This window comes from Pseudomonas fluorescens (genome assembly GCF_902498065.1).
Classification (GTDB): Bacteria; Pseudomonadota; Gammaproteobacteria; order Pseudomonadales; family Pseudomonadaceae; genus Aquipseudomonas; species Aquipseudomonas fluorescens_BJ.
The window spans coordinates 77,043-96,522 of the sequence record NZ_CABVIR010000005.1 but is presented as its reverse complement, the minus strand read 5'-3'; the positions used below and the strand labels follow the sequence as shown (position 1 = coordinate 96,522).

The window sequence follows — 19,480 nt, the reverse complement described above, 5'->3', positions numbered from 1 at the left end:
CCTGTTTCAGCCTTCAGCTGAGCGGGTGGCAAGGTGCGTACGCGCGCCTGTCTGCGCCGCAAAGGCCCTTTCCCAACGCCTGAAGCGTGTTCTCTTTCAGCGACGCCACAACGTCGTTCCGGCCAGTCCTGCGAAAATTTGATCCTCCAGCTATTGCCTTCAATTTCATCAGGTCGTATTGTTTATCAAGTGATAAATAAATACAAAAAACAGTTGGAGGCACCATGCAAGTCCTGAAGCTCGCTCATTACTCGATTCGGTCGTTCGACCTGGAAAAGTCCAGTCGATTTTATGAAAGGGTGCTCGGTTTTACCCCAGGCTACCGTCCACCTTTCGATTTCCCCGGCGTTTGGTTGTACATGGGAGGGGATGAGGAGGACTTCGGCACGGTCCACATTATCGGGATTGATCCCTCCAACCCCGAAGGTCTGAAGAAATACCTCGGCGATAAAGAAATCCCGCTGTCAGGCACTGGCACCGTTGACCACATCGCCTTTCTGGTCACAGGCCTGGTTGAGTTCTGGAGCGTTTTCAAAGCCGAAGGCATTGCCTGGCGTGATCGCACCGTTCCGAGCCTCGGCCTGCATCAGGTGTTTATCGAAGATCCGTCGGGTGTCACCATCGAACTCAATTTCCCGGCCTCCGAGATTGAAGCAGTAGGTTCTTACGCCTCCCATGTAGCTGCCAGTGGGGGAGAGCGGTCATGATCAATGCATTGAGCAAACGCCACGCTATTGTTGTAGGCGGTTCGCTGGGTGGCCTGTTTGCAGCCAATATGCTGTTACGCAAAGGTTGGGGCGTTGAGGTTTTCGAGCGCGTTCCGGACGAACTTGCTGGACGAGGCGCTGGGATCGTTACTCACCCTGAGTTGTTCGAGGCGATGGCCGCCGCGGGAATTCCCCTCGATGCGTCTGTAGGTATCGATGTACTTTCGCGTGTCACGCTGGCTCAGGACGGCGATGTCGTACTCGAAAACGCGCTCCCGCAAACGCTGACTGCGTGGGGGAAAATGTACCAGGTCCTTCGCGCCGTATTTCCGGACTCACTGTACCGCTGCGGTGGTAGCGTCATCTCGGTTGAAAGCACCGAAACGCATGCCAGCGTGACTTTGGCCGATGGCACCACTCATCAAGCGGACGTCGTTATCGCCGCTGATGGATTTCGCTCGACTATCCGCCAGCATTTTTTACCTGACGTCCACCTGCAATACGCCGGCTATATCGCATGGCGTGGGTTAGTCGATGAAAGTGCGTTGTCTGACTCTGCCCACGCAGCGCTATTCGACAAGTTCGCTTTTTGTTTGCCTGCGCACGAGCAGATCCTGGGCTATCCAGTTGCCGGGAACTCCAATAGCACCCTTGTGGGCGAACGTCGTTATAACTTTGTCTGGTACCGCACCAGCGGCGACGACGATTTGCGCGATTTGTTGAGGGATGAAAGCGGTAAACAATTTGAAGGTGGAATTCCTCCGGCGCTGATACGCCGTGACGTGCTCGACAACATGTACAACTGCGCAGAGACATTACTTGCCCCGCAGTTCGCCGAAGTCGTGAAGAAAGCCACGCAGCCGTTATTCCAGCCGATTTACGATCTGGAAGTACCGAAAATGAACTTCGGACGTGTCGCTTTGTTGGGCGACGCAGCATTCGTAGCGCGTCCCCATTGTGGGATGGGTGTTACCAAGGCCGCCGGTGATGCGTTGGCAATCGTCGAAGCACTTGAGCGACATGCATCCGTTGAAGAGGCATTGGCGGACTACAGCGAACAACGCTGTCGTTTCGGGGCGTCGATTGTTCAGCATGCCAGGCATCTGGGTGCCTACATGCAGGCGCAACTGAAGAGTGAAGAAGAACGCGAAATGGCTGAGCTATATCGAACGCCAGAAGCCGTGATGCGTGAGACCGCAGTGCCGGTGAAGTTTTAATTCAGCCACACGCCCTTTGCAGGAGATAACCATGGAACATGCATATCCGCGAGACGGTGGCCCGGCCATGTCCGCTAATCAGGTGGATGACACAGTTCAAAACCCGATTCTCGACAATCCGCAGTTTCGTGCTTTGGTAAAGCAGCGACGAATATTTTCGTGGAGCATGACGGCTCTTATGTTGGCGGTCTATTTCGGTTTTATTCTTTCTTTGGCCTTTATACCGGCCCGCTTGGGTACACCGATCATCGAAGGGCAACCGATGACGTGGGGCGTGCCCATTGGCTTTGGAATGCTCGCCTTCACGATTCTTCTCGTGGCTGTCTACGTATGGCGCACTAACACCTGCTACGACCCCAAAATAAAAACAATCATCAGGAGCTTCAACAAATGAAGCGTCTACTTATTGCAATTTCCGCCGTCTTTGCTTCGGTAGCGGTCTATGCGGCCGATGTCCCTGCCGTCGCACAAAAACATAACCCGATGGCTATCGGTATGTTTTTAGCGTTCGTTATTTTTACTCTGTTTGTCACGCGATGGGCGGCACGTAAAAACAATAGCGTTGCCGATCACTATGCAGCAGGAGGAAAAATCACCGGTTTCCAAAATGGTTGGGCCATCGCTGGAGACTACATGTCCGCGGCGTCTTTGCTGGGCATCTCCGCGTTGGTTTTTACCAGTGGTTTTGATGGTTTGATCTACTCGATCGGCTTCCTTGCAAGCTGGCCGATCATTCTGTTTTTGATCGCAGAGCCATTGCGAAATCTGGGGCGCTACACCCTGGCGGATGTACTGTCCTATCGACTGAAACAACGCCCCATTCGTGCCTTTGCGGCGTCCAGTTCGATCGTTATCGTTCTGCTTTACCTGGTTTCTCAGCTGGTAGGCGCTGGGAAACTGGTGGAGTTGCTGTTCGGCTTCGATTACACCGCGGCAGTACTTCTCGTGGGTACGCTGATGGTTATCTATGTTTTCTTTGGGGGGATGCTGGCAACCACCTGGATTCAGATTATCAAGGCCGTCTTGCTGCTGACCGGCTGCGTCTTCATGGCGTTCATGGTGTTATCCGAATTCGGATTCAGCCTGAACCAGTTGTTCACTCAAGCTACCCAGGTTCATCCGTCCCATGTAGCAATCATGAGCCCCGGCGGTCTGATTACCGACCCGGTGTCTGCCATTTCCCTGGGATTGGCATTGGTCTTCGGCACGGCAGGTCTTCCACACATTCTCATGCGGTTCTTCACCGTCGGTAACGTCAAGGCCGCACGCCAAAGTATTCTTTATGCCACGGGTCTTGTCGGCATAGGGTACGCACTGATCGTCATTATCGGCTTCGGCACCATCGCCCTGGTTGCCAGTAATCCTGCCTATCACGATGCCTCAGGCGCAATAGTGGGTGGCGTAAATATGGTTGCGATTCACCTCGCACACAACGTCGGCGGTAATGTCTTCCTGGGGTTCATGTGCGCGGTATCGTTCTCGACGATATTGGCGGTGGTGGCGGGGTTGACCCTTGCCGGCTCTTCTGCGGTTTCTCATGATCTTTATGCGCATGCCTTACGCCGTGGCACCGCCAATGACCGTGAAGAAATGCGTGTCTCTCGTGTGACAACCATCGTTTTGGGGGTGTTGTCGATTCTCCTGGCGATTGCTTTTGAAAAACAGAACATCGCCTTTATTGTGAGCCTGACGTTCTCCATCGCCGCCAGTTCCAATTTCCCCGTGCTGTTGTTGTCGATTTACTGGAAGGGCCTGACGACGCGTGGCGCCGTGATTGGCGGATCGCTGGGGCTGGTCTCGGCAATCACCCTGTGCATCCTCAGCCCCACGGTATGGGTGAAGATCCTGCATCATCAGCAAGCCTGGTTCCCGTATGAATATCCCGCCCTGTTCTCGATGGCCGTCGCATTTATCGGTATTTTCTGGTTCTCCATCACCGATCGTTCCGCCAGTGCTGTAAGTGAGCGCAATCGATTTGAAAATCAGTTGGTGGATTCTGAATTGGGTACGCCGGCAACCTGGAAGGCGCAGCTGAAAGCTGATTAATTCGGGTTATTACTGTTCACATTAAATAATGGCTGCATGAACGTGCAGCTCTTGTGAATGACTACGCCTGAAAATCGCTGAAAAGTTTGTACAAAAACAATAAATCTCAACTTAGGTACGAATCGATGAAGTGTACTTTGACTGTTGCAGCAGCCCTGTGTGTATTGGCGCAGCACGCCCATGCGGCGGGTTTTATCGAAGACAGTAAAGCGGCGCTGAAACTGCGTAACTTCTATATCAACAGCGATTACCGGGACTCAGCAACCCCCGCTCAGAAAGCAGCCAGCCAGAGTTATCAAGCGGAGTGGGGCCAGGCCTTTCAGCTCGAATTCATCTCGGGTTATACCCCGGGGCCCGTAGGTTTCGGGGTGGATGCGTTGGGCATGTTGGGCGTCAAGCTGGATTCAAGCGCCGGCAAGCATGGTAATCCGACGGGCACGAACTACGGCGGCATAGTGTTTCCCAGCGACGGCGACCATGCGGTTGACGAGGTCTCCAACCTGGGCCTGACCGGGAAAATGAAAATATCCAAGACCGAGCTGAAACTCGGAACGCTGGTCCCGAAACTGCCGGTGATCTTCAGCAATGACGGACGTTTGTTGCCGCAAACCTGGCAAGGAACCCAAGTGACTTCGGCCGATATCAAAGATCTGACCTTGGTGGGCGGGCAAATTGATGAGGTGAAGGGGCGTAACTCCAGCAACAATGAAAACATGTCCATCGCCGGTGCGAATAATGCGGTCACCGGCCGCTTCAGTAATAAATTCATCTACGCCGGTGGTGATTACAAACTGACTAAAGATCTGACCGTGCAGTACTATTACGGCAATCTGGAAGATTTTTACAAACAGAACTTTCTCGGGCTCATTCACAACTGGGCGATGGGGCCTGGCGTACTAACCAGTGATCTTCGCTACTTCAATAGTAAAAGTGACGGCGCAAACGGCCATGATCCTGCGTATTTCACGACAGGCTACTACGGCGGTAATACCTTAAAGGGTGAAGTCGACAATAATCTGTACAGCGGATTATTTACCTACGCGGTTGCTGGTCACACCTTTGGCGCAGGTTATGAAGTCAGCAATGGTAAAAGTGACTTTCCGTATTTAAACCAAGGGGACGGCCCGACCACCTATACCATCACGGAGATGCAGGTTCAGAAATTCGTTCGTGCCGGCGAGAGGTCATGGCAAGCCCGTTACGCTTATGACTTTGCAACGCTGGGCTTGCCAGGTGCGACGGCGGGTGTTGTGTATGTTAAAGGCGATGGTATCGATACTGTTGCCTCCAGCAATTCCAGTGAATGGGAGCGTGATATTACGCTGGCCTACGTCGTGCAATCAGGCCCCCTGAAAGGTTTGGGTGTCATGTGGAAAAATGCAATGGTGCGAAACAATATCCCGAACGCCCGCCAGCAAGATGAGAACCGCGTAATCATAAATTACCAGTTGGCGTTGTTTTGATTTTTAAACAGTGGGGTTCGCTTCGCGGAAGCGATAGTTCGTATAAAAAATTCGGTGGGTCAGTGCTGTTCCTGGCTGGCCGCTGTGACGGACAGGCAGCACTTTAACGAGTGTTGCGTGTACATGTCGTTCTCTTCCAACGGCGTGTTTTATTGAAGAGCAACATTTCCCTTGATTGGGGTAGGGCGGTGAAGTGATCCTTCACCGCCCTTTTTTTATTCTGAATCTGGATCGATCATGACCCCAGCGCATCCTGCCAGCCCCGTCGCGCCAGCGGCAGATCCAGCAAACGCTTGCCGGTGGCATCACTGATGGCATTGCCCAGCGCCGCAGCCATGGGGCCCTGGACGATTTCCGCGGCACCGAGAAAAGGCTGGTCCGGCTGATCAATCATGTGGACCTCGACCCGTTGCGGCAACTCGGGAAAACGCATGATCGGGTAGCCACTCCAATCGAAACTGTGCATGCCACTGGCGTCATAGAGGATGCGTTCGTAGAGCGTCCAGCTGGCGGACTGCACGATGCCGCCCTGGATTTGATTGAGCAGCCCATCGGGGCTGACGATTTGCCCCACATCGACGGCGGCAACCACCCGATCGATCGTCACTTGCCCGGTCTGGCGTTGCACATGCAGCTGCACGGCAATCGCGCAGTAACCCATGATGTTTTTATAGCGAGCGAAGGCGAAGCCTATCCCGCTGCCGGGGCCGGTTGCCTTTTGCGGCCAACCAAAGGCGCTGGCCACACGTTCCACCACCGCCCGAGCTCGCGGATCACTCAAGTGATTGAGGCGAAATTGCACCGGATCCACGGCGGCCTGCGCTGCCAGTTCATCGACTGTGCTCTCGATGGCGAACACGTTGATATGGGCGCCGAGTGAACGCATGGCCGAAGTCCTGAAGGGCATGCTCATAACGAAGTTCAGATCGACCTTCAGGTTGGGTATCTCGTACAACGGCACCGCGTTACGGTCGCCGTCGCCCTCGGGTTGGGCGATCGGGATCGAAGGGGCGGGCGTGAAGGGCTTGGCCAGCAACCACGCCGGTAACAGGCGCCCGGCATTGACGATGCGCTCGTTGTGCGGAGTACTCCAGAGTTCGTATTTCCAGTCACGAAGGCGCCCGCTGTCGTCCAGTCCTGCTTCCACGTCGGCAAGCATCGCCGAACTGTAGGGTTCCCAGAGATTTTCCTGTTCACGCATCCATTGCACCCGTATCGGTTTGCCGGGTATGGCCATGGCGATCAGCGCGGCATCGGCGGCGGCGTCATCCGCGCCGTTGTGGCCATAGCAGCCGGAGCCTTCGGTGTGGATGCAACGCACCTGGGCCACTGGCAGGCCGACCATCTCGGCGATGCCCATGCGCAGGGGATAGACGCCTTGAGTGTGAGTCCAGACGGTCAGTGTTCCGTCCTTGAACCAGGCCACAGCGCAGGACGGCCCGATGGAACCGTGCATCAGGTACTGCTTGGTCACCCGTGCTTTGTAGGCACCTGGTGCAGGTTGCGCGAGGTTGCCTTTGGCGCTCACCGGGTAGCGCCGCGCCGGCAATTCGGTGAGGAGTTGATGGATGTGTGTCGAGTCGGGTAGCGGATTACCTTCAGTCCAGCGGGCAGTGACGTAGCCCTCGCGCATCGCTTTGACTGCCAGCCATTCATCGGTGGCGACCACGGCGAGGTAACTGCCGTTGCGGACCAGTTTCACCACGCCGGGGAGTTTTTTGAGGGCAGTCTCGTCGATGTCCAGCAACTGGCTGCCGCGCCGGGGTGGGCGTATCACACGGGCATGCAGCATGTCGGGCAGGCGCATGTCTTGCACATAAGCCGCACCGCCGCTGACCTTTGCTGGAATGTCCAGTCGAGGCAATGATTTGCCGATCAGGGTGAAGCTGCTGGCTGGCTTGAAGGGGGAGCTGACCGATGCGAAGCGATGCAGTTGAACCCCGACAACCGCTTGCACGTAGGTCATGCTGCGACCTTGCGCATCGTAGATCACGGCGTCCCGCGTGCTCAGGCTGTCGACTTTCTGTTGCCATTGCCGTGCCGCAGATTCGAGCAATAGCTGACGCACCTGAGCCGCAGCATTGAACAACGCAGTGCCGCTGTCGACGATTGTATGGCTGCCGGCGGTATAGCCTTCGTTGGGCGTCAGCGCGGTGTCCGCGGTGAGAAAACGGATGAGCCCGGGCGACACTTCCAGGCGTTCGGCGGCGATTTGCAGGAGCGCAGTTTTAACGCCAGTGCCCAGCTCCACTTTGCCGGTGTAGACGGTAATGCCATCTTTCGCATCGATGCGGATCCAGGCGTCCAGATAGGGCGTGGCCCGCAGGCTGCCCGGCAGGTCAGGCGCCAGGATTTGCGTGCCCAAGGTGTCCACTTCGGTGTCAGCGAAGGCGCGGGGAATACCCGGAAGCATCGCGAACCCCATCACCAATGCGCCGTTTATCACGAAGGCGCGGCGGCTCAGATTGACGTTTTGCTTTGAGGTTTTCATACCTTGGCTCCCTGCGCGATGACCAACTTGATCGCGGCGAGGATCCGCACATGGGTGCCGCAACGGCACAAGTTGGGCGCCATGTGGCGACGGATCGTTTCATCGTCCGGCTGAGGGTTGGCCTCTAACAACGCCTGTGCCCGTACGATCATCCCCGCGATGCAATAGCCGCACTGGGCGGCCTGTTCGTCGATAAAGGCTTTCTGCAACGGCCCCGGTTGGTCGGCGCTGCCCAGGCTCTCCACGGTGCGCACCGCTTTGCCCGCCAATGCACCGCAGGGTGTCAGGCAGGAAAACACCGGTTTGTCGTTCACTAACACTGTGCAGGCGCCGCACTGACCCAGACCGCAGCCGTATTTGGCGCCATTGAGCCCCACCTGGTTGCGCAAGGCATATAGCAGGGGCATGTCCGCCGCGATGTCCAGTTCGTGAGTCTTGCCATTGATGTCGAGTGTGATCACGGTTGCTGCTCCTGAGCCCGAATGCTTTTGATTGTCTGGTCGAGATCCGTCCAGGGTCTGGTCGCACAGCTCTCGTTGCGCAAGTACTCGGCAATGGCGGCCAGATGGGTATCGTCCAGGCTATGGGCGAAGGCCGGCATGTAATGGCTGGGTGCGGCAGTGGACATCGGAATGCCCTGCAGGATGGTCTGGATCAAATTGCGTGGCGAGTCCGCCATCACCGCCGAAGTGTTTGCCAGCGCTGGCCTCGATTCAATGACGCGCATCGGTGCCGCGCTGCCGTGGCAACTCGCGCAGGCACCGTCGAACAGCGAAGCGCCCAGAAGCGCCTTGGCACCGGGTTTGGCTTCAGACGCGCAGGGCGGCAATGTCGTATCCGGCGAGGTTTTTTTGAGGTCAAGAATGTACTGCGCGATGGCATGGGCGTCTTCCACCGGCAACTGCGCGATGCTCAGGCTGACCGGCAACATCGGGCCCGCTGCTGCGCCGTGTCCTTCGGCGACCTCGCCGGTCAGATAGGCGACCAGTTGGGCTTCATTCCAGGGATGTTGCGCAGTCGCCATTCCGCGCAGGGCAGGAGCCGACCAGCCGTCGACGATAGCGCCGTTGAACAGCTCGCTGCTTTTCTCCCCGCCAATCAGGTTCAGGGGTGAATGGCAGGATGAACAGTGTCCCGCGCCCTCGACCAGATAGCGTCCGCGGTTCCATTGTGCTGATCGGTCGGGAAGTGGCTCCAGCGGATCCCCATGCAGGAACAGCAGGTTCCAGAAAGACACCAGCGGCCGGAAGTTCATGGGGAAGACCATGTGGTTTTCCGGGGCGGTGTAGTTGACCGGGTCCACGCTCATCAGGAAGGCATAGGCGTCGGCAATATCGGTATCGCTCATCTTTCGGTAATGCACGTAGGGGAAGGCCGGATAGAGAAAGTGGCCGTCGCGCGCGATGCCTTCACGCATGGCTCGTTCAAAGGCGTCCAGCGACCACTGACCGATACCGGTTTCCCGGTCCGGGGTGATGTTGGTGGTGAAGAGTGTTCCGAAGGGCGTTATCAGCGGCAAACCGCCTGCCATGTAAGCGCCGCCTGGCCGCGTGTGGCAGACCGCACAGTCTCCCGCTTCGACGACGCGCCGGCCTCTGTCCAGGGTCTCGCGACCTGCGTCTCGGGGTTGGCTGACAGTGGCAATTTCCGGCCTCCACATCATCCAGAATGCAAACCCTATCCCCACGACGCCGATCGCCAGAACGGCACCGATGATCGTCTTGAGCTTCATCGCCTTACCTCTCGAGCTGAATGAACGACAGATTTTTCAATCCGCCGCGTCCGATTGGCGTACGGCGACTTTCTGTTGAGTGAGCTTAGAGAAGGCGGTGGTGGTGGAGTACCCCATCAAGGCGCAACGCTACATTGCGTCCAGCGCAACGACGTCAGAATTAACAACCGTTAACTCGCGCCGCTTTCGCCTTTGGCCAAAGATAGCTTCTCAAGGAATGTACCGATGGCATTGAAGGCGTTTCATGGACAAGCTGCTCGCACTGAAAATGTTCATCCAGTCGGCAGATTCCAAGGGCTTTTCCTCAGCCGCCAGGCATCTCAATCTGGCGACCTCTTCAGTGACCAGAATGATCGACAGGCTTGAGCATGACCTCGGCATCGTGCTGCTTAATCGTTCTACCCGGCGAGTCACGTTGACGGATGCCGGGAAGGCTTATTACGTGAAAGGCCGGGATATTCTGAAAGCCATGGCGCAGGCTGACGAGTCAGTCTCGGATCGCGGTGAAGTGCCCGCAGGACAGCTGCGTATTTCGGTGCCCGTGGCCTTTGGACATCGCCTTATCGCCCCTCATATCTCCACGCTTCTAGAGCGTTACCCTATGCTCATGCTGGATATGACGCTGTCTGACGACATCGTTGATCTGCTCGGCGAGCGCATCGATCTATCGATCCGGATGGGGTCGCCAGCGGCGATGGAAGCGGTGGTCAGTCGCCGCATCGGTAGCTTTCGATGCCGGGTAGTCGCCAGTGCCGAGTATCTGAATGCTCGTGGATGTCCTGACCACCCCATGGACCTCATGCAATACGAGTGCATGTGCTTCAACTACGGAGCACCGCAGCAAGCCTGGACATTTACAGGCAAGGACCAGGCGATTCGTGTGCCCGTCGATGGGCCATTCAAGAGCAACAATGCCGAGGTCTTGCGCGAAGTGGTACTGGCCGGGTGCGGGATGGCGCTGTTACCCGATTGGCTGGTCAATGATGACATCGACGGTGGTCGCCTCACGTCCTTGTTCGACGCTTTTGTCGTCAATCCGAACAGCGCAAGTTCGGCGATCTCGGCCTTGTACCTGCCCAATCACCGCGGCTCGAAACGGATCAACGCGTTCATTGATTTCCTCACCGAATTACTCGGATCGGAACATCAGGCCGTGGGGTGATCGGCTCATCGTTGCGTTTTGCGAAACGCAACGTTGTGCAGACGGTGGATTCTCTGACGAGGTCCGGGCGCCTACCTTGGGGGTGTGAAAACATTCAACCACGGAGACTGCCATGAGTTTGCACTCATCCACTATTCAGGTGACTTACGACTTCATCTGCCCATGGTGCTGGATCGGTGAGGAAAATCTCGAACGCGCGCTCGTCGCGTCGGGTTCTTCAACGGACAGCCACATTACTTTCCTGCCTTATCAGTTGAATCCCGACATGCCTGTTCAGGGCATGGATCGTAAAGCCTACCGCTCTGGCAAGTTCGGCAGCTGGGCGCGTAGCCAGGCCATGGATGCGCAGGTCACTCACGCCGGCAAGGCTGTCGGGCTGGGGTTCGATTACGACCGAATCGAAAAAACCCCCAACACCATGGCCGGGCATCGGCTGGTATGGCGAGAACAGCAGGCGGGTAGAGATGCCCGCGTCCTGATCAAAGCCATTTTCAAGGCGTACTTCAGCGAGGGGCGGGATATCGGCGACCTCAATGTGCTGGCCGACATCGCTGCCGAAACGGGGCTGGACCGCGGGGCAATTGTCGACTTTCTCAACACCGAGGAAGGCACCGCTGAAGTCCTGAAGCTCGAGGCCATAACCAAGGCCTCCGGTGTGCGCTCGGTACCGAGTATTCAAATTGCAGAAGACGTGATCAGCGGCGCTCAGCCCATCGAAGTAATGATCCAGATACTCAGACGAAGCCAGGCCGCTTGAGCCCCTTTTTCAATCCATACCCATTCAGGAAGTCATCATGACTCATCACTTGTTCAGCCCAATCAAACTCGGCCAACTCACCCTCGATCACCGCGTCGCCATGGCCCCTCTGACTCGCTCGCGGGCGGGCCAACCCGGCAACGTACCCACCTCGATGAACGTCGAGTACTACCGTCAGCGTGCCAGTGCGGCGTTGATCATTACCGAGGCTACGCAGATTTCGCAGCAGGGCCAGGGTTACGCCTGGACGCCCGGCATCCATAGCGACGAGCAGGTTCAGGGCTGGAAAGCTGTCAGCGAGGCCGTACACGCAGAAGGCGGGCGCATCTTCCTGCAACTTTGGCATGTGGGGCGGGTGTCGCATCCGGTGTTTCAACCTGGCGGCGGCCTGCCGGTGGCGCCGACCGCGCAGCCGGTGCCCGGCAAGACGTTCATCCTGAATGAAAAGGGCGAGGGGGTCTGGGGTGATGTACCGGTTCCTCAGGAACTGGACATTCCAGGCATTGAAGCGATCGTTGCCGACTTCCGCAGAGCCGCCCGCAATGCGCTGCTTGCCGGTATGGACGGTGTGGAGATTCACGCGGGCAATGGGTATCTGCTTGACCAATTTATCAACAGCGCCAGCAACCAACGTAATGATCGCTACGGTGGAAGTATCGAAAATCGTGCGCGGCTACTGCTCGAAGTCGTGCAAGCCGTGACCGAAGAAATAGGTGCCGAACGCGTTGCTGTGCGCCTGACACCGATGGGGCGTTTCATGGGCATGGGCGATGACACCCCGGAACAAACCTTTGGCTACATTGCGTCCCGGCTCAATCACTGGAACCTCGCTTACCTGCACCTGGTAGAACCAATGATGGTCGGCACGGTGCTCGATGAAAGTAACGATCCACGCTGGGACGCCATCATCAAGCAGTTGCGTACTGACTTCCATGGCGTTCTGATGCTGGCGGGTGGTTACACCGGCGAAACGGCCGAACAGGCCATCGCGCAGGGGCGTGCCGACCTCATCGCTTTCGGACGCCCGTTCATTGCCAACCCCGACTTGCCGGCTCGCTTGCGTGGCCGAACCGAACTCAACCTGGCGGACGGCAACAGCTTTTTTGGCGGCGACGCCAAGGGGTACATCGACTACCCGGTGTTGGCATAACGCAACGTCGAATCCAGAGGCTGTGGGAATCACCCCGTTACGAGGAGAAAGATAATGAAGCATCCGGACGTTCCGAAGGCCTTGGTCATTGGTGGTTCCCTGGGCGGGTTGTTCGCCGCCACGGCGTTGCGTGCGATTGGCTGGCACGTGGAGGTGTTCGAGCGATCCCCCGCAGCGATGGATAGCCGTGGTGGAGGCATTGTTCTGCAAGCGGATGTGTTACAGCATTTTCGCTATGCGGGGATCAAACCTGCCAATGCGCTTGGGGTCCGGTCCCATGATCGCCTGTATCTGAATCGAGCGGGCACTGTCGTGCATAAAGAGCCGATGCCGCAAACCCAGACATCCTGGAACACGCTCTACAACGCCTTGTTCTCTGCCTTCCCGGCCGAGCACTATCACCGTGGAAAGACGCTGGTTGATCTGACTCAAAATGAGCAACGAGTCACTGCGAATTTTGCAGACGGCAGCCGTGCCGAGGGTGACCTGCTGATTGGTGCCGACGGTGCGGGCTCGACCGTGCGGAGTCTGGTGTTGCCTGGGGCGCAATATAGCTATTCGGGGTATGTGGTCTGGCGGGGTCTGGTTGATGAACACGGACTTCCAGACTTCGCCAAAGCGCAGCTGTACGAGGACTTTGTTTTTCAACAGGACCCAGAATCGCTGATGTTGGAATACATGGTGCCGGGTTTGAACGGCTCGGTTAATCCTGGCGAGCGACGGTTTAACTGGCTCTGGTATTTGAAAGCGGCCCAAGGCGCGCAATTGGATGCTGTGCTTACTGACAGCAATGGTCATCGGCGTAGCCACTCCATTCCACCGGGAGCCTTGGCCACTGAGCAGGAGGCTTACTTGCGGGACATGGGTGAGCAGCATGCCAACCCGGCTTTTCGTGAACTGATTCGCCAGACCAAGGATATTTTTGTTCAAGCGATCCTTGATCTGAAAGTCCCTCAAATGGTGTTTGGTCGTGTGTTGCTGACGGGCGATGCTGCTTTTGTGCCGCGCCCTCATACCGCCGGGAGCACGGCCAAGGCGGCTCGCAATGCCTTGTCCCTGGCTCAAGTGATCGACGACACCGGTGACCTCGATAAAGGCTTGCTGGTCTGGCAGCAACAGCAACTGGCAGAAGGCAAGCGAATGGGCGATTGGGGTGTGAGCATGGGGAACCGGATCATGGGCATCACCTGATTTCGTTTAACCCGCTCATACGCGTTATCGTTTCCATCTGAATCGGAATCATGGGCGCGCGCTGGCGGAGATGAGTGTTCTGCTATAGTCACACGCTTACTGATCGATCGATAAAAAGTAGTGGCAATGGCCGACACCAAGCCTGATTCGATTGACGCGATTGACCGAAGGATGTTGTCGTTCAAGAGCGCACGCAGGTCGTCGAGAAGGCCTGCAACCGCAAACCCGCTACCGATTGAGCACAGCCATGCAAGACGCCCAAGGCGTGGTCATGCACAGTCGTTTACCTCCACTTTTCGATCTCGGAATCCGCTTATGGATAAGTTGCTGGCGCTCAAGATGTTTGTCGAAACGGTACGCTGTGGTGGTTATTCGGCAGCGGCGCGCAAGCTCGGCATCTCCACTTCGTCGGTGACGCGACAAGTCGCCGGGCTGGAAAGTGAGTTGGGCGCCAGCCTGCTTAACCGCACCACGCGCAACACCAGCGTCACGGTGGCGGGGCAGCACTATTTCGACAAAGCAGTAGCGATCCTCGAGGCCATCGACGAGGCGGATGCCGTCGTTACCGACCGTGGCAGTGAAGCCCAGGGGCGTTTGCGGGCCAGCGTCCCGGTGGAATTCGGCCGACGTATCATTGCTCCTCATCTGGGACGCTTGCTTGAGCGCCATCCTGGCCTGGAGATCAGTCTTTCGCTGAGCGACGAGGTCAGTGACCTGCTCAGCGAGCAAATCGATGTGTCAGTGCGTCTCGGTTCATCAGTTGTCAGTGATGACATCGTCAGCAAGCGGGTAGGTGACTTCCAGCGTTGGGTGGTGGCGAGTCCCGAATACCTGACGCGTACCGGGCTACCCCGGCATCCGCGTGACCTGTTGGAGCATCAGTGCTTGCGTTTCGATTACCGCACGGGCCACCACAATTGGACCTTCCAGGGCGACGAGGAAGTCATTCGCTTGAATGTGCAGGGGCGGTTGCAAAGCAACAACGCCGACATTCTGCGCGAGGCAGCGCTGGCCGGTGGCGGGGTGACGCTGTTGGCCGATTGGCTGGTGCGTGACGACGTCAGCGCAGGTCGGCTGACACGCGTGTTGTCGCAGTATGAGGTCAACCCTGGCAGTGCAAGCACCTGCATCAATGCGCTGTATCTGCCTAATCATCGTGGCTCCAGCCGCATCAATGTGTTCATCGAGTTTCTCAAGGAAATACTCGCCCCCTAAGCACGTCCTGTGCCTCTGACAAGACCGCGTTATTTCATCGAGTAACGTGTGCGTCGTTTATTGATATGAATTCGTATTTTGATAAAGGCCTTTCGAAGAGCTCCATGGCTCGCGGTCATTGATGTGTATAAGACAGGGATGGTTGATGTAACGATAGCGGGGCCCCACTTGGCAGCCCACGGGTGCCGGTCAAGCATTTGGCCGCTACAATGCGTGCCTCGACCGTGACCAACCAGATAAGAATATGTCTCTGCCCAAACATCACCTGGAACTGCTCAGCCCCGCTCGTGACGTGAGCATCGCCCGCGAGGCCATCCTGCATGGTGCCGACGCCGTTTACATCGGTGGCCCCAGCTTCGGCGCCCGCCACAACGCCTGCAACGAGGTGAGCGAAATCGCCCGACTCGTGGAGTTCGCCCGGCGCTACCACGCCCGGGTGTTCACCACGATCAACACGATCCTGCATGACAACGAGCTGGAGCCGGCCCGCAAGCTGATCCACCAGCTGTACGATGCCGGGGTCGATGCGTTGATCGTCCAGGACCTGGGTGTGATGGAGCTGGATATCCCGCCGATCGAGCTGCACGCCAGCACCCAGACCGACATCCGTACCCTGGCACGGGCGAAGTTCCTTGATCAGGCGGGCTTCTCCCAACTGGTACTGGCCCGCGAGCTGAACCTGCAAGAGATTCGCGCCATCGCCGACGAGACCGATGCGGCGATCGAATTTTTCATCCATGGTGCGTTGTGTGTCGCATTCTCCGGCCAGTGCAACATCTCCCACGCACAGAACGGTCGCAGCGCCAACCGTGGCGACTGTTCACAGGCCTGTCGTTTGCCGTACACCCTCAAGGACGACCAGGGCCGCGTCGTCGCCTACGAAAAACACCTGCTGTCGATGAAGGACAACAATCAGAGCGCCAACATCCGTGCGTTGGTGGAAGCTGGCGTTCGCTCGTTCAAGATCGAAGGACGTTACAAGGACATGGGCTATGTGAAGAACATCACGGCCTACTACCGCCAGCGGCTGGACGATGTTCTGGAAGATCGTCCGGACCTGGCCCGTGCGTCCAGTGGTCACACCGCGCATTTCTTTGTGCCCGACCCGGACAAGACCTTTCACCGTGGCAGCACCGACTACTTTGTCAGCGAGCGCAAGGTCGACATCGGAGCCTTCGATTCACCGACGTTCACGGGTTTGCCGGTGGGCGTGGTGGAGAAGGTCGGCAAGCGTGATTTGCAGGTGGTGACCTGCGAACCGCTGTCCAACGGCGACGGTCTCAATGTGCAGATCAAACGCGAGGTAGTGGGTTTTCGCGCCAACATCGCCGAACCCAAGGGCGAGTTCGACGAAGATGGCCAGAAGCGCTATCGCTACCGCGTCGAGCCCAACGAGATGCCGGAAGGGATGTACAAGCTGCGGCCCAACCATCCACTGAGCCGCAACCTGGACCATAACTGGCAGCAAGCCTTGCAGAAGACTTCCGCCGAACGTCGCATCGGCCTGGCCTGGGTCGCGCAGCTCGATGAGCAGCGCCTGCAACTCACCGCCACCAGCGAGGAGGGCGTCAGCGCCAGCGTGTCCCTGGACGGCCCGTTCGGTCTGGCCAACAAGCCAGAGCAGGCCCTTGAGCAACTGCGTGATCTGCTCGGTCAACTGGGCACCACCGACTACCACGCGACAGCCATCAAGCTCGATGCACCCCAGGCGTTCTTCATCCCCAACTCGCAGCTCAAAGCCTTGCGTCGGGAAGTGATCGAAGCGTTGACCGCGGCCCGTCTGCTGGCCCATCCACGGGGTGGCCGCAAGGCGGAAACCAATCCGCCGCCGGTGTACCCGGAATCGCACCTGTCGTTCCTGGCCAACGTCTACAACCAAAAGGCCCGCGACTTCTATCACCGTCATGGCGTGAAGCTGATCGATGCAGCCTTCGAGGCCCACGAGGAAACCGGCGAAGTGCCGGTGATGATTACCAAGCACTGTCTGCGCTTCTCTTTCAACCTCTGCCCCAAACAGGCCAAAGGCGTCACCGGCGTTCGCACCAAGGTCGCGCCGATGCAATTGGTGCACGGTGACGAGGTGCTGACGTTGAAGTTCGACTGCAAACCTTGCGAAATGCACGTGATCGGCAAGATCAAGGGCCACATCCTTGACCTGCCACTACCGGGCAGCGTTGCGGAGCCGGTCGTCGGTTACATCAGCCCTGAAGATCTGCTCAAGACGATTCCGCGCGCGCCCCACTGAAAAGTGGGCTAGCCCGTGTCAGGGACGGGAGCGTTCTTGATCGGCGTCAAGCGCATGGTACGGGCTGCTCTGTATTCTTCGAAGGAACACTCGCGCGCCATTGCGGATGCACGCGCGAGTTCCCATTGGGCCGAAGCCCCCGACACGGGCGACACAATGGGATTGAAGTTCCTCTCGCTGAGTCATCAGAGCCATCCCTCTCATGGTCTACCCCCTTTTTTTGACCTTGCACCTGTTTGCCGCGCTGATCTTCATCGGCACGGTGTTCTTCGAAGTCCTGTTTCTGGAAAACATCCGCAAGCAGTTGCCCGCCAGAGTGATGTTGCTGGTCGAACAGGGCATTGGTCGTCGAGCCCGGACGCTGATGCCGTGGGTCTTGCTGGTGTTGTTCGGCGCGGGGCTCGGCATGGTCTGGCAGCGTTACTTGCCCGTTCTGGCCGCACCGCTGACGTCATCGTTCGGCACGTTACTGATGTTGAAAATCGTCGTCGCCGTGAGTGTGCTCCTGCATTTTCTGGTCGCCATGTTTTTATTCAAAAGCGGCCGCATGAACGCTCGATACCTGCAGTTCATCCACGGCAGTCTGTTCTGCCATATGGTCGTCATCGTGTTGCTCGCCAAGAGCATGTTTTACCTGGCGTGGTGACCGATGGTCGGTCCCTGCAAGCGCGTGACTGACGGCTTGATACAAATCAAGGAGCGATGATTGCCGATCCCGGACACTGAAGAACCGCAGCCAGTCTGGGAGACTTGTCATGCTCGATTTCTTTCACCACCCCGGCGAGCTTGTCGCTCGGTGCGATCAGGGCGTACTCGACCCCAACTGTCATGCCGACACGCAAAAGTTTCACAACGGCATCGGCTCTCTGGACCTGCTTCGTGCCTTGCGCGTCAGTCGCCAGAAGCGCCGGCCGCTTTCCCTGAATGTGCGCCTGCCTTCTGGCCTCAAACCATCCTTTTGCACCCTTGCCGATGCCTCCGGCGAGCACGGCGCTATCGAGCAGTACCTGCAACGTCTGGAACATGAAATTGACCTGGTCGGTTGTCACCTCGACCCAGAGCAACGCGTCGAGCAGTTTCACCTGGGCGGTGGAACGCTCACCATCGCCCACCTCCAGCGGCTGATGAGTCATTTGCGTAGACGATTCAACTTTCTGGCGCATGAGGGCGGCGACTACAGCGTTGAAGTGGACCTGCATCACACTGATTGGTCGACCATGGGCGTGCTGCGCGACCACGGATTCAATCACGTCAGCATCGGCGTTCCGGACATTGACACCGAGTGCGAGATGTCCGTGGTGTGTTACCAGAACCCGGCGCCGATCCATTCACTCATCGATGCCGCGCGCACCTTTGGTTATCGCTCCATCAATGTCGACCTGGGGTTTGGTCATGCCTGGCAAACACCGGACAGTTTTGCCCTGAAGCTGACGACGATTATCGAGCTGGAGCCGGACAGGCTGATGGTATTCGACTACGCCCGCCCGCCACGCCGATATCGGCCTGTGCTCGGTGACACGGCCAGGGCGTTGTGTAGCCAGGACGACAAAGGCGCGATGCGTCAGATCTGCTTCGAACAATTGCTTGCCGCGGGGTATCACTACATCGGCATGGGGCAGTTTGTCCGGCCCGACGATGATCTGGCGATTGCTCAGGAGCGAGGCCGTTTGCGCCGCACCTGCGAGGGGTTCACCCGTCACGGTTATTGCGACCACATCGGGCTCGGTGTGGGTGCCATCAGCCAGATCGACGATTTGTATACGCAAAATACTGACTCGATCGAGCGTTATCAGTATCAACTGGACAGCGACCAACTGCCGACATCGCGTGGCTGGCGTTTCGAGGCGGGGGAACAGATCAGGCAAATGGTCATGGAGCGACTGGCATGTGATCAGGAGCTGGATATCCGTGCCATCGAGCGGCGCTTTGGGCTGGTGTTCTCCAGGTACTTCTCATCCGTATGGCCGTTGCTGGAGCAATTGAGTCGTGACGGTTTGATCGAGTTGTCAGACCGTTTCATCAGTATCCTTCCCGCCGGCCGGCAGGAAGTGGATGCCATCTGCAGCCTTTTTGAAAGGAAGGTGGACAGTGCAAGGCATTAACC

General features: G+C 57.6%; 16 protein-coding genes. 13 read left to right on the top strand and 3 right to left on the bottom strand.

Annotation, left to right across the window (positions count from 1 at the left end):
* Positions 1 to 224 precede the first annotated feature (224 nt).
* From F8N43_RS18785 to F8N43_RS18765, 5 genes are all read left to right on the top strand, one after another.
* Complete coding sequence (locus tag F8N43_RS18785; protein ID WP_150637223.1) at positions 225 to 707, top strand: VOC family protein; 483 nt, start codon at positions 225 to 227, stop codon at positions 705 to 707.
* A complete protein-coding gene (locus F8N43_RS18780) occupies positions 704 to 1,924 on the top strand; it encodes an FAD binding domain-containing protein (RefSeq protein WP_150654163.1) in 1,221 nt (406 codons plus the stop codon). The genes F8N43_RS18785 and F8N43_RS18780 overlap by 4 nt, the downstream gene beginning before the upstream one ends.
* Before the next feature lie 31 nt (positions 1,925 to 1,955).
* Positions 1,956 to 2,318 carry a DUF485 domain-containing protein gene (locus F8N43_RS18775; protein ID WP_150637219.1) on the top strand — a complete coding sequence of 121 codons (363 nt, stop codon included), beginning with the start codon at positions 1,956 to 1,958 and terminating at the stop codon, positions 2,316 to 2,318.
* A complete protein-coding gene (locus tag F8N43_RS18770) occupies positions 2,315 to 3,970 on the top strand; it encodes a cation acetate symporter (protein WP_150637217.1) in 1,656 nt (551 codons plus the stop codon). The genes F8N43_RS18775 and F8N43_RS18770 overlap by 4 nt, the downstream gene beginning before the upstream one ends.
* 125 nt (positions 3,971 to 4,095) lie before the next feature.
* The gene (locus tag F8N43_RS18765; protein ID WP_150637214.1) at positions 4,096 to 5,433 is read left to right on the top strand and encodes an OprD family porin; all 1,338 of its coding nucleotides are present in this window, start codon (positions 4,096 to 4,098) and stop codon (positions 5,431 to 5,433) included.
* Positions 5,434 to 5,668: 235 nt separating this feature from the next.
* Here F8N43_RS18765 and F8N43_RS18760 read toward each other — a convergent pair whose 3' ends face one another.
* The 3 genes from F8N43_RS18760 to F8N43_RS18750 are packed head-to-tail and all read right to left on the bottom strand — an operon-like array spanning position 5,669 to position 9,656.
* The gene (locus tag F8N43_RS18760; RefSeq protein WP_150654162.1) at positions 5,669 to 7,924 is read right to left on the bottom strand and encodes a xanthine dehydrogenase family protein molybdopterin-binding subunit; all 2,256 of its coding nucleotides are present in this window, start codon (positions 7,922 to 7,924) and stop codon (positions 5,669 to 5,671) included.
* Positions 7,921 to 8,385 carry a (2Fe-2S)-binding protein gene (locus tag F8N43_RS18755; RefSeq protein ID WP_150632275.1) on the bottom strand — a complete coding sequence of 155 codons (465 nt, stop codon included), beginning with the start codon at positions 8,383 to 8,385 and terminating at the stop codon, positions 7,921 to 7,923. The genes F8N43_RS18760 and F8N43_RS18755 overlap by 4 nt, the downstream gene beginning before the upstream one ends.
* Positions 8,382 to 9,656 (bottom strand): c-type cytochrome, encoded by a 1,275-nt coding sequence (locus F8N43_RS18750; protein WP_150654161.1) that lies wholly within the window; start codon positions 9,654 to 9,656, stop codon positions 8,382 to 8,384. The genes F8N43_RS18755 and F8N43_RS18750 overlap by 4 nt, the downstream gene beginning before the upstream one ends.
* Before the next feature lie 244 nt (positions 9,657 to 9,900).
* On the opposite strand from F8N43_RS18750, the gene F8N43_RS18745 reads away from it, so the two are divergent.
* The 8 genes from F8N43_RS18745 (at position 9,901) to F8N43_RS18710 (ending at position 19,478) form a co-directional block, all read left to right on the top strand.
* Positions 9,901 to 10,818 (top strand): LysR family transcriptional regulator, encoded by a 918-nt coding sequence (locus tag F8N43_RS18745; RefSeq protein WP_150654160.1) that lies wholly within the window; start codon positions 9,901 to 9,903, stop codon positions 10,816 to 10,818.
* 112 nt (positions 10,819 to 10,930) lie between these two features.
* A complete protein-coding gene (locus F8N43_RS18740) occupies positions 10,931 to 11,575 on the top strand; it encodes a DsbA family oxidoreductase (RefSeq protein ID WP_150632278.1) in 645 nt (214 codons plus the stop codon).
* Positions 11,576 to 11,612: 37 nt separating this feature from the next.
* On the top strand, positions 11,613 to 12,725 hold the full coding sequence (locus tag F8N43_RS18735; RefSeq protein WP_150632279.1) for an alkene reductase: 1,113 nt from the start codon (positions 11,613 to 11,615) through the stop codon (positions 12,723 to 12,725).
* A gap of 54 nt (positions 12,726 to 12,779) precedes the next feature.
* Positions 12,780 to 13,916 (top strand): FAD binding domain-containing protein, encoded by a 1,137-nt coding sequence (locus F8N43_RS18730; RefSeq protein WP_150632280.1) that lies wholly within the window; start codon positions 12,780 to 12,782, stop codon positions 13,914 to 13,916.
* A gap of 315 nt (positions 13,917 to 14,231) precedes the next feature.
* A complete protein-coding gene (locus F8N43_RS18725) occupies positions 14,232 to 15,131 on the top strand; it encodes a LysR family transcriptional regulator (protein WP_150632281.1) in 900 nt (299 codons plus the stop codon).
* Between the two features lie 244 nt (positions 15,132 to 15,375).
* Complete coding sequence (locus F8N43_RS18720; protein WP_150637205.1) at positions 15,376 to 17,376, top strand: peptidase U32 family protein; 2,001 nt, start codon at positions 15,376 to 15,378, stop codon at positions 17,374 to 17,376.
* 202 nt (positions 17,377 to 17,578) lie between these two features.
* Positions 17,579 to 18,022: a CopD family copper resistance protein gene (locus F8N43_RS18715; protein WP_150654159.1), complete on the top strand. Its 444-nt coding sequence runs from the start codon at positions 17,579 to 17,581 to the stop codon at positions 18,020 to 18,022.
* A 109-nt stretch (positions 18,023 to 18,131) separates the two neighbouring features.
* Positions 18,132 to 19,478 (top strand): coproporphyrinogen III oxidase, encoded by a 1,347-nt coding sequence (locus tag F8N43_RS18710; RefSeq protein WP_150654158.1) that lies wholly within the window; start codon positions 18,132 to 18,134, stop codon positions 19,476 to 19,478.
* The last annotated feature ends 2 nt before the right edge of the window (positions 19,479 to 19,480 follow it).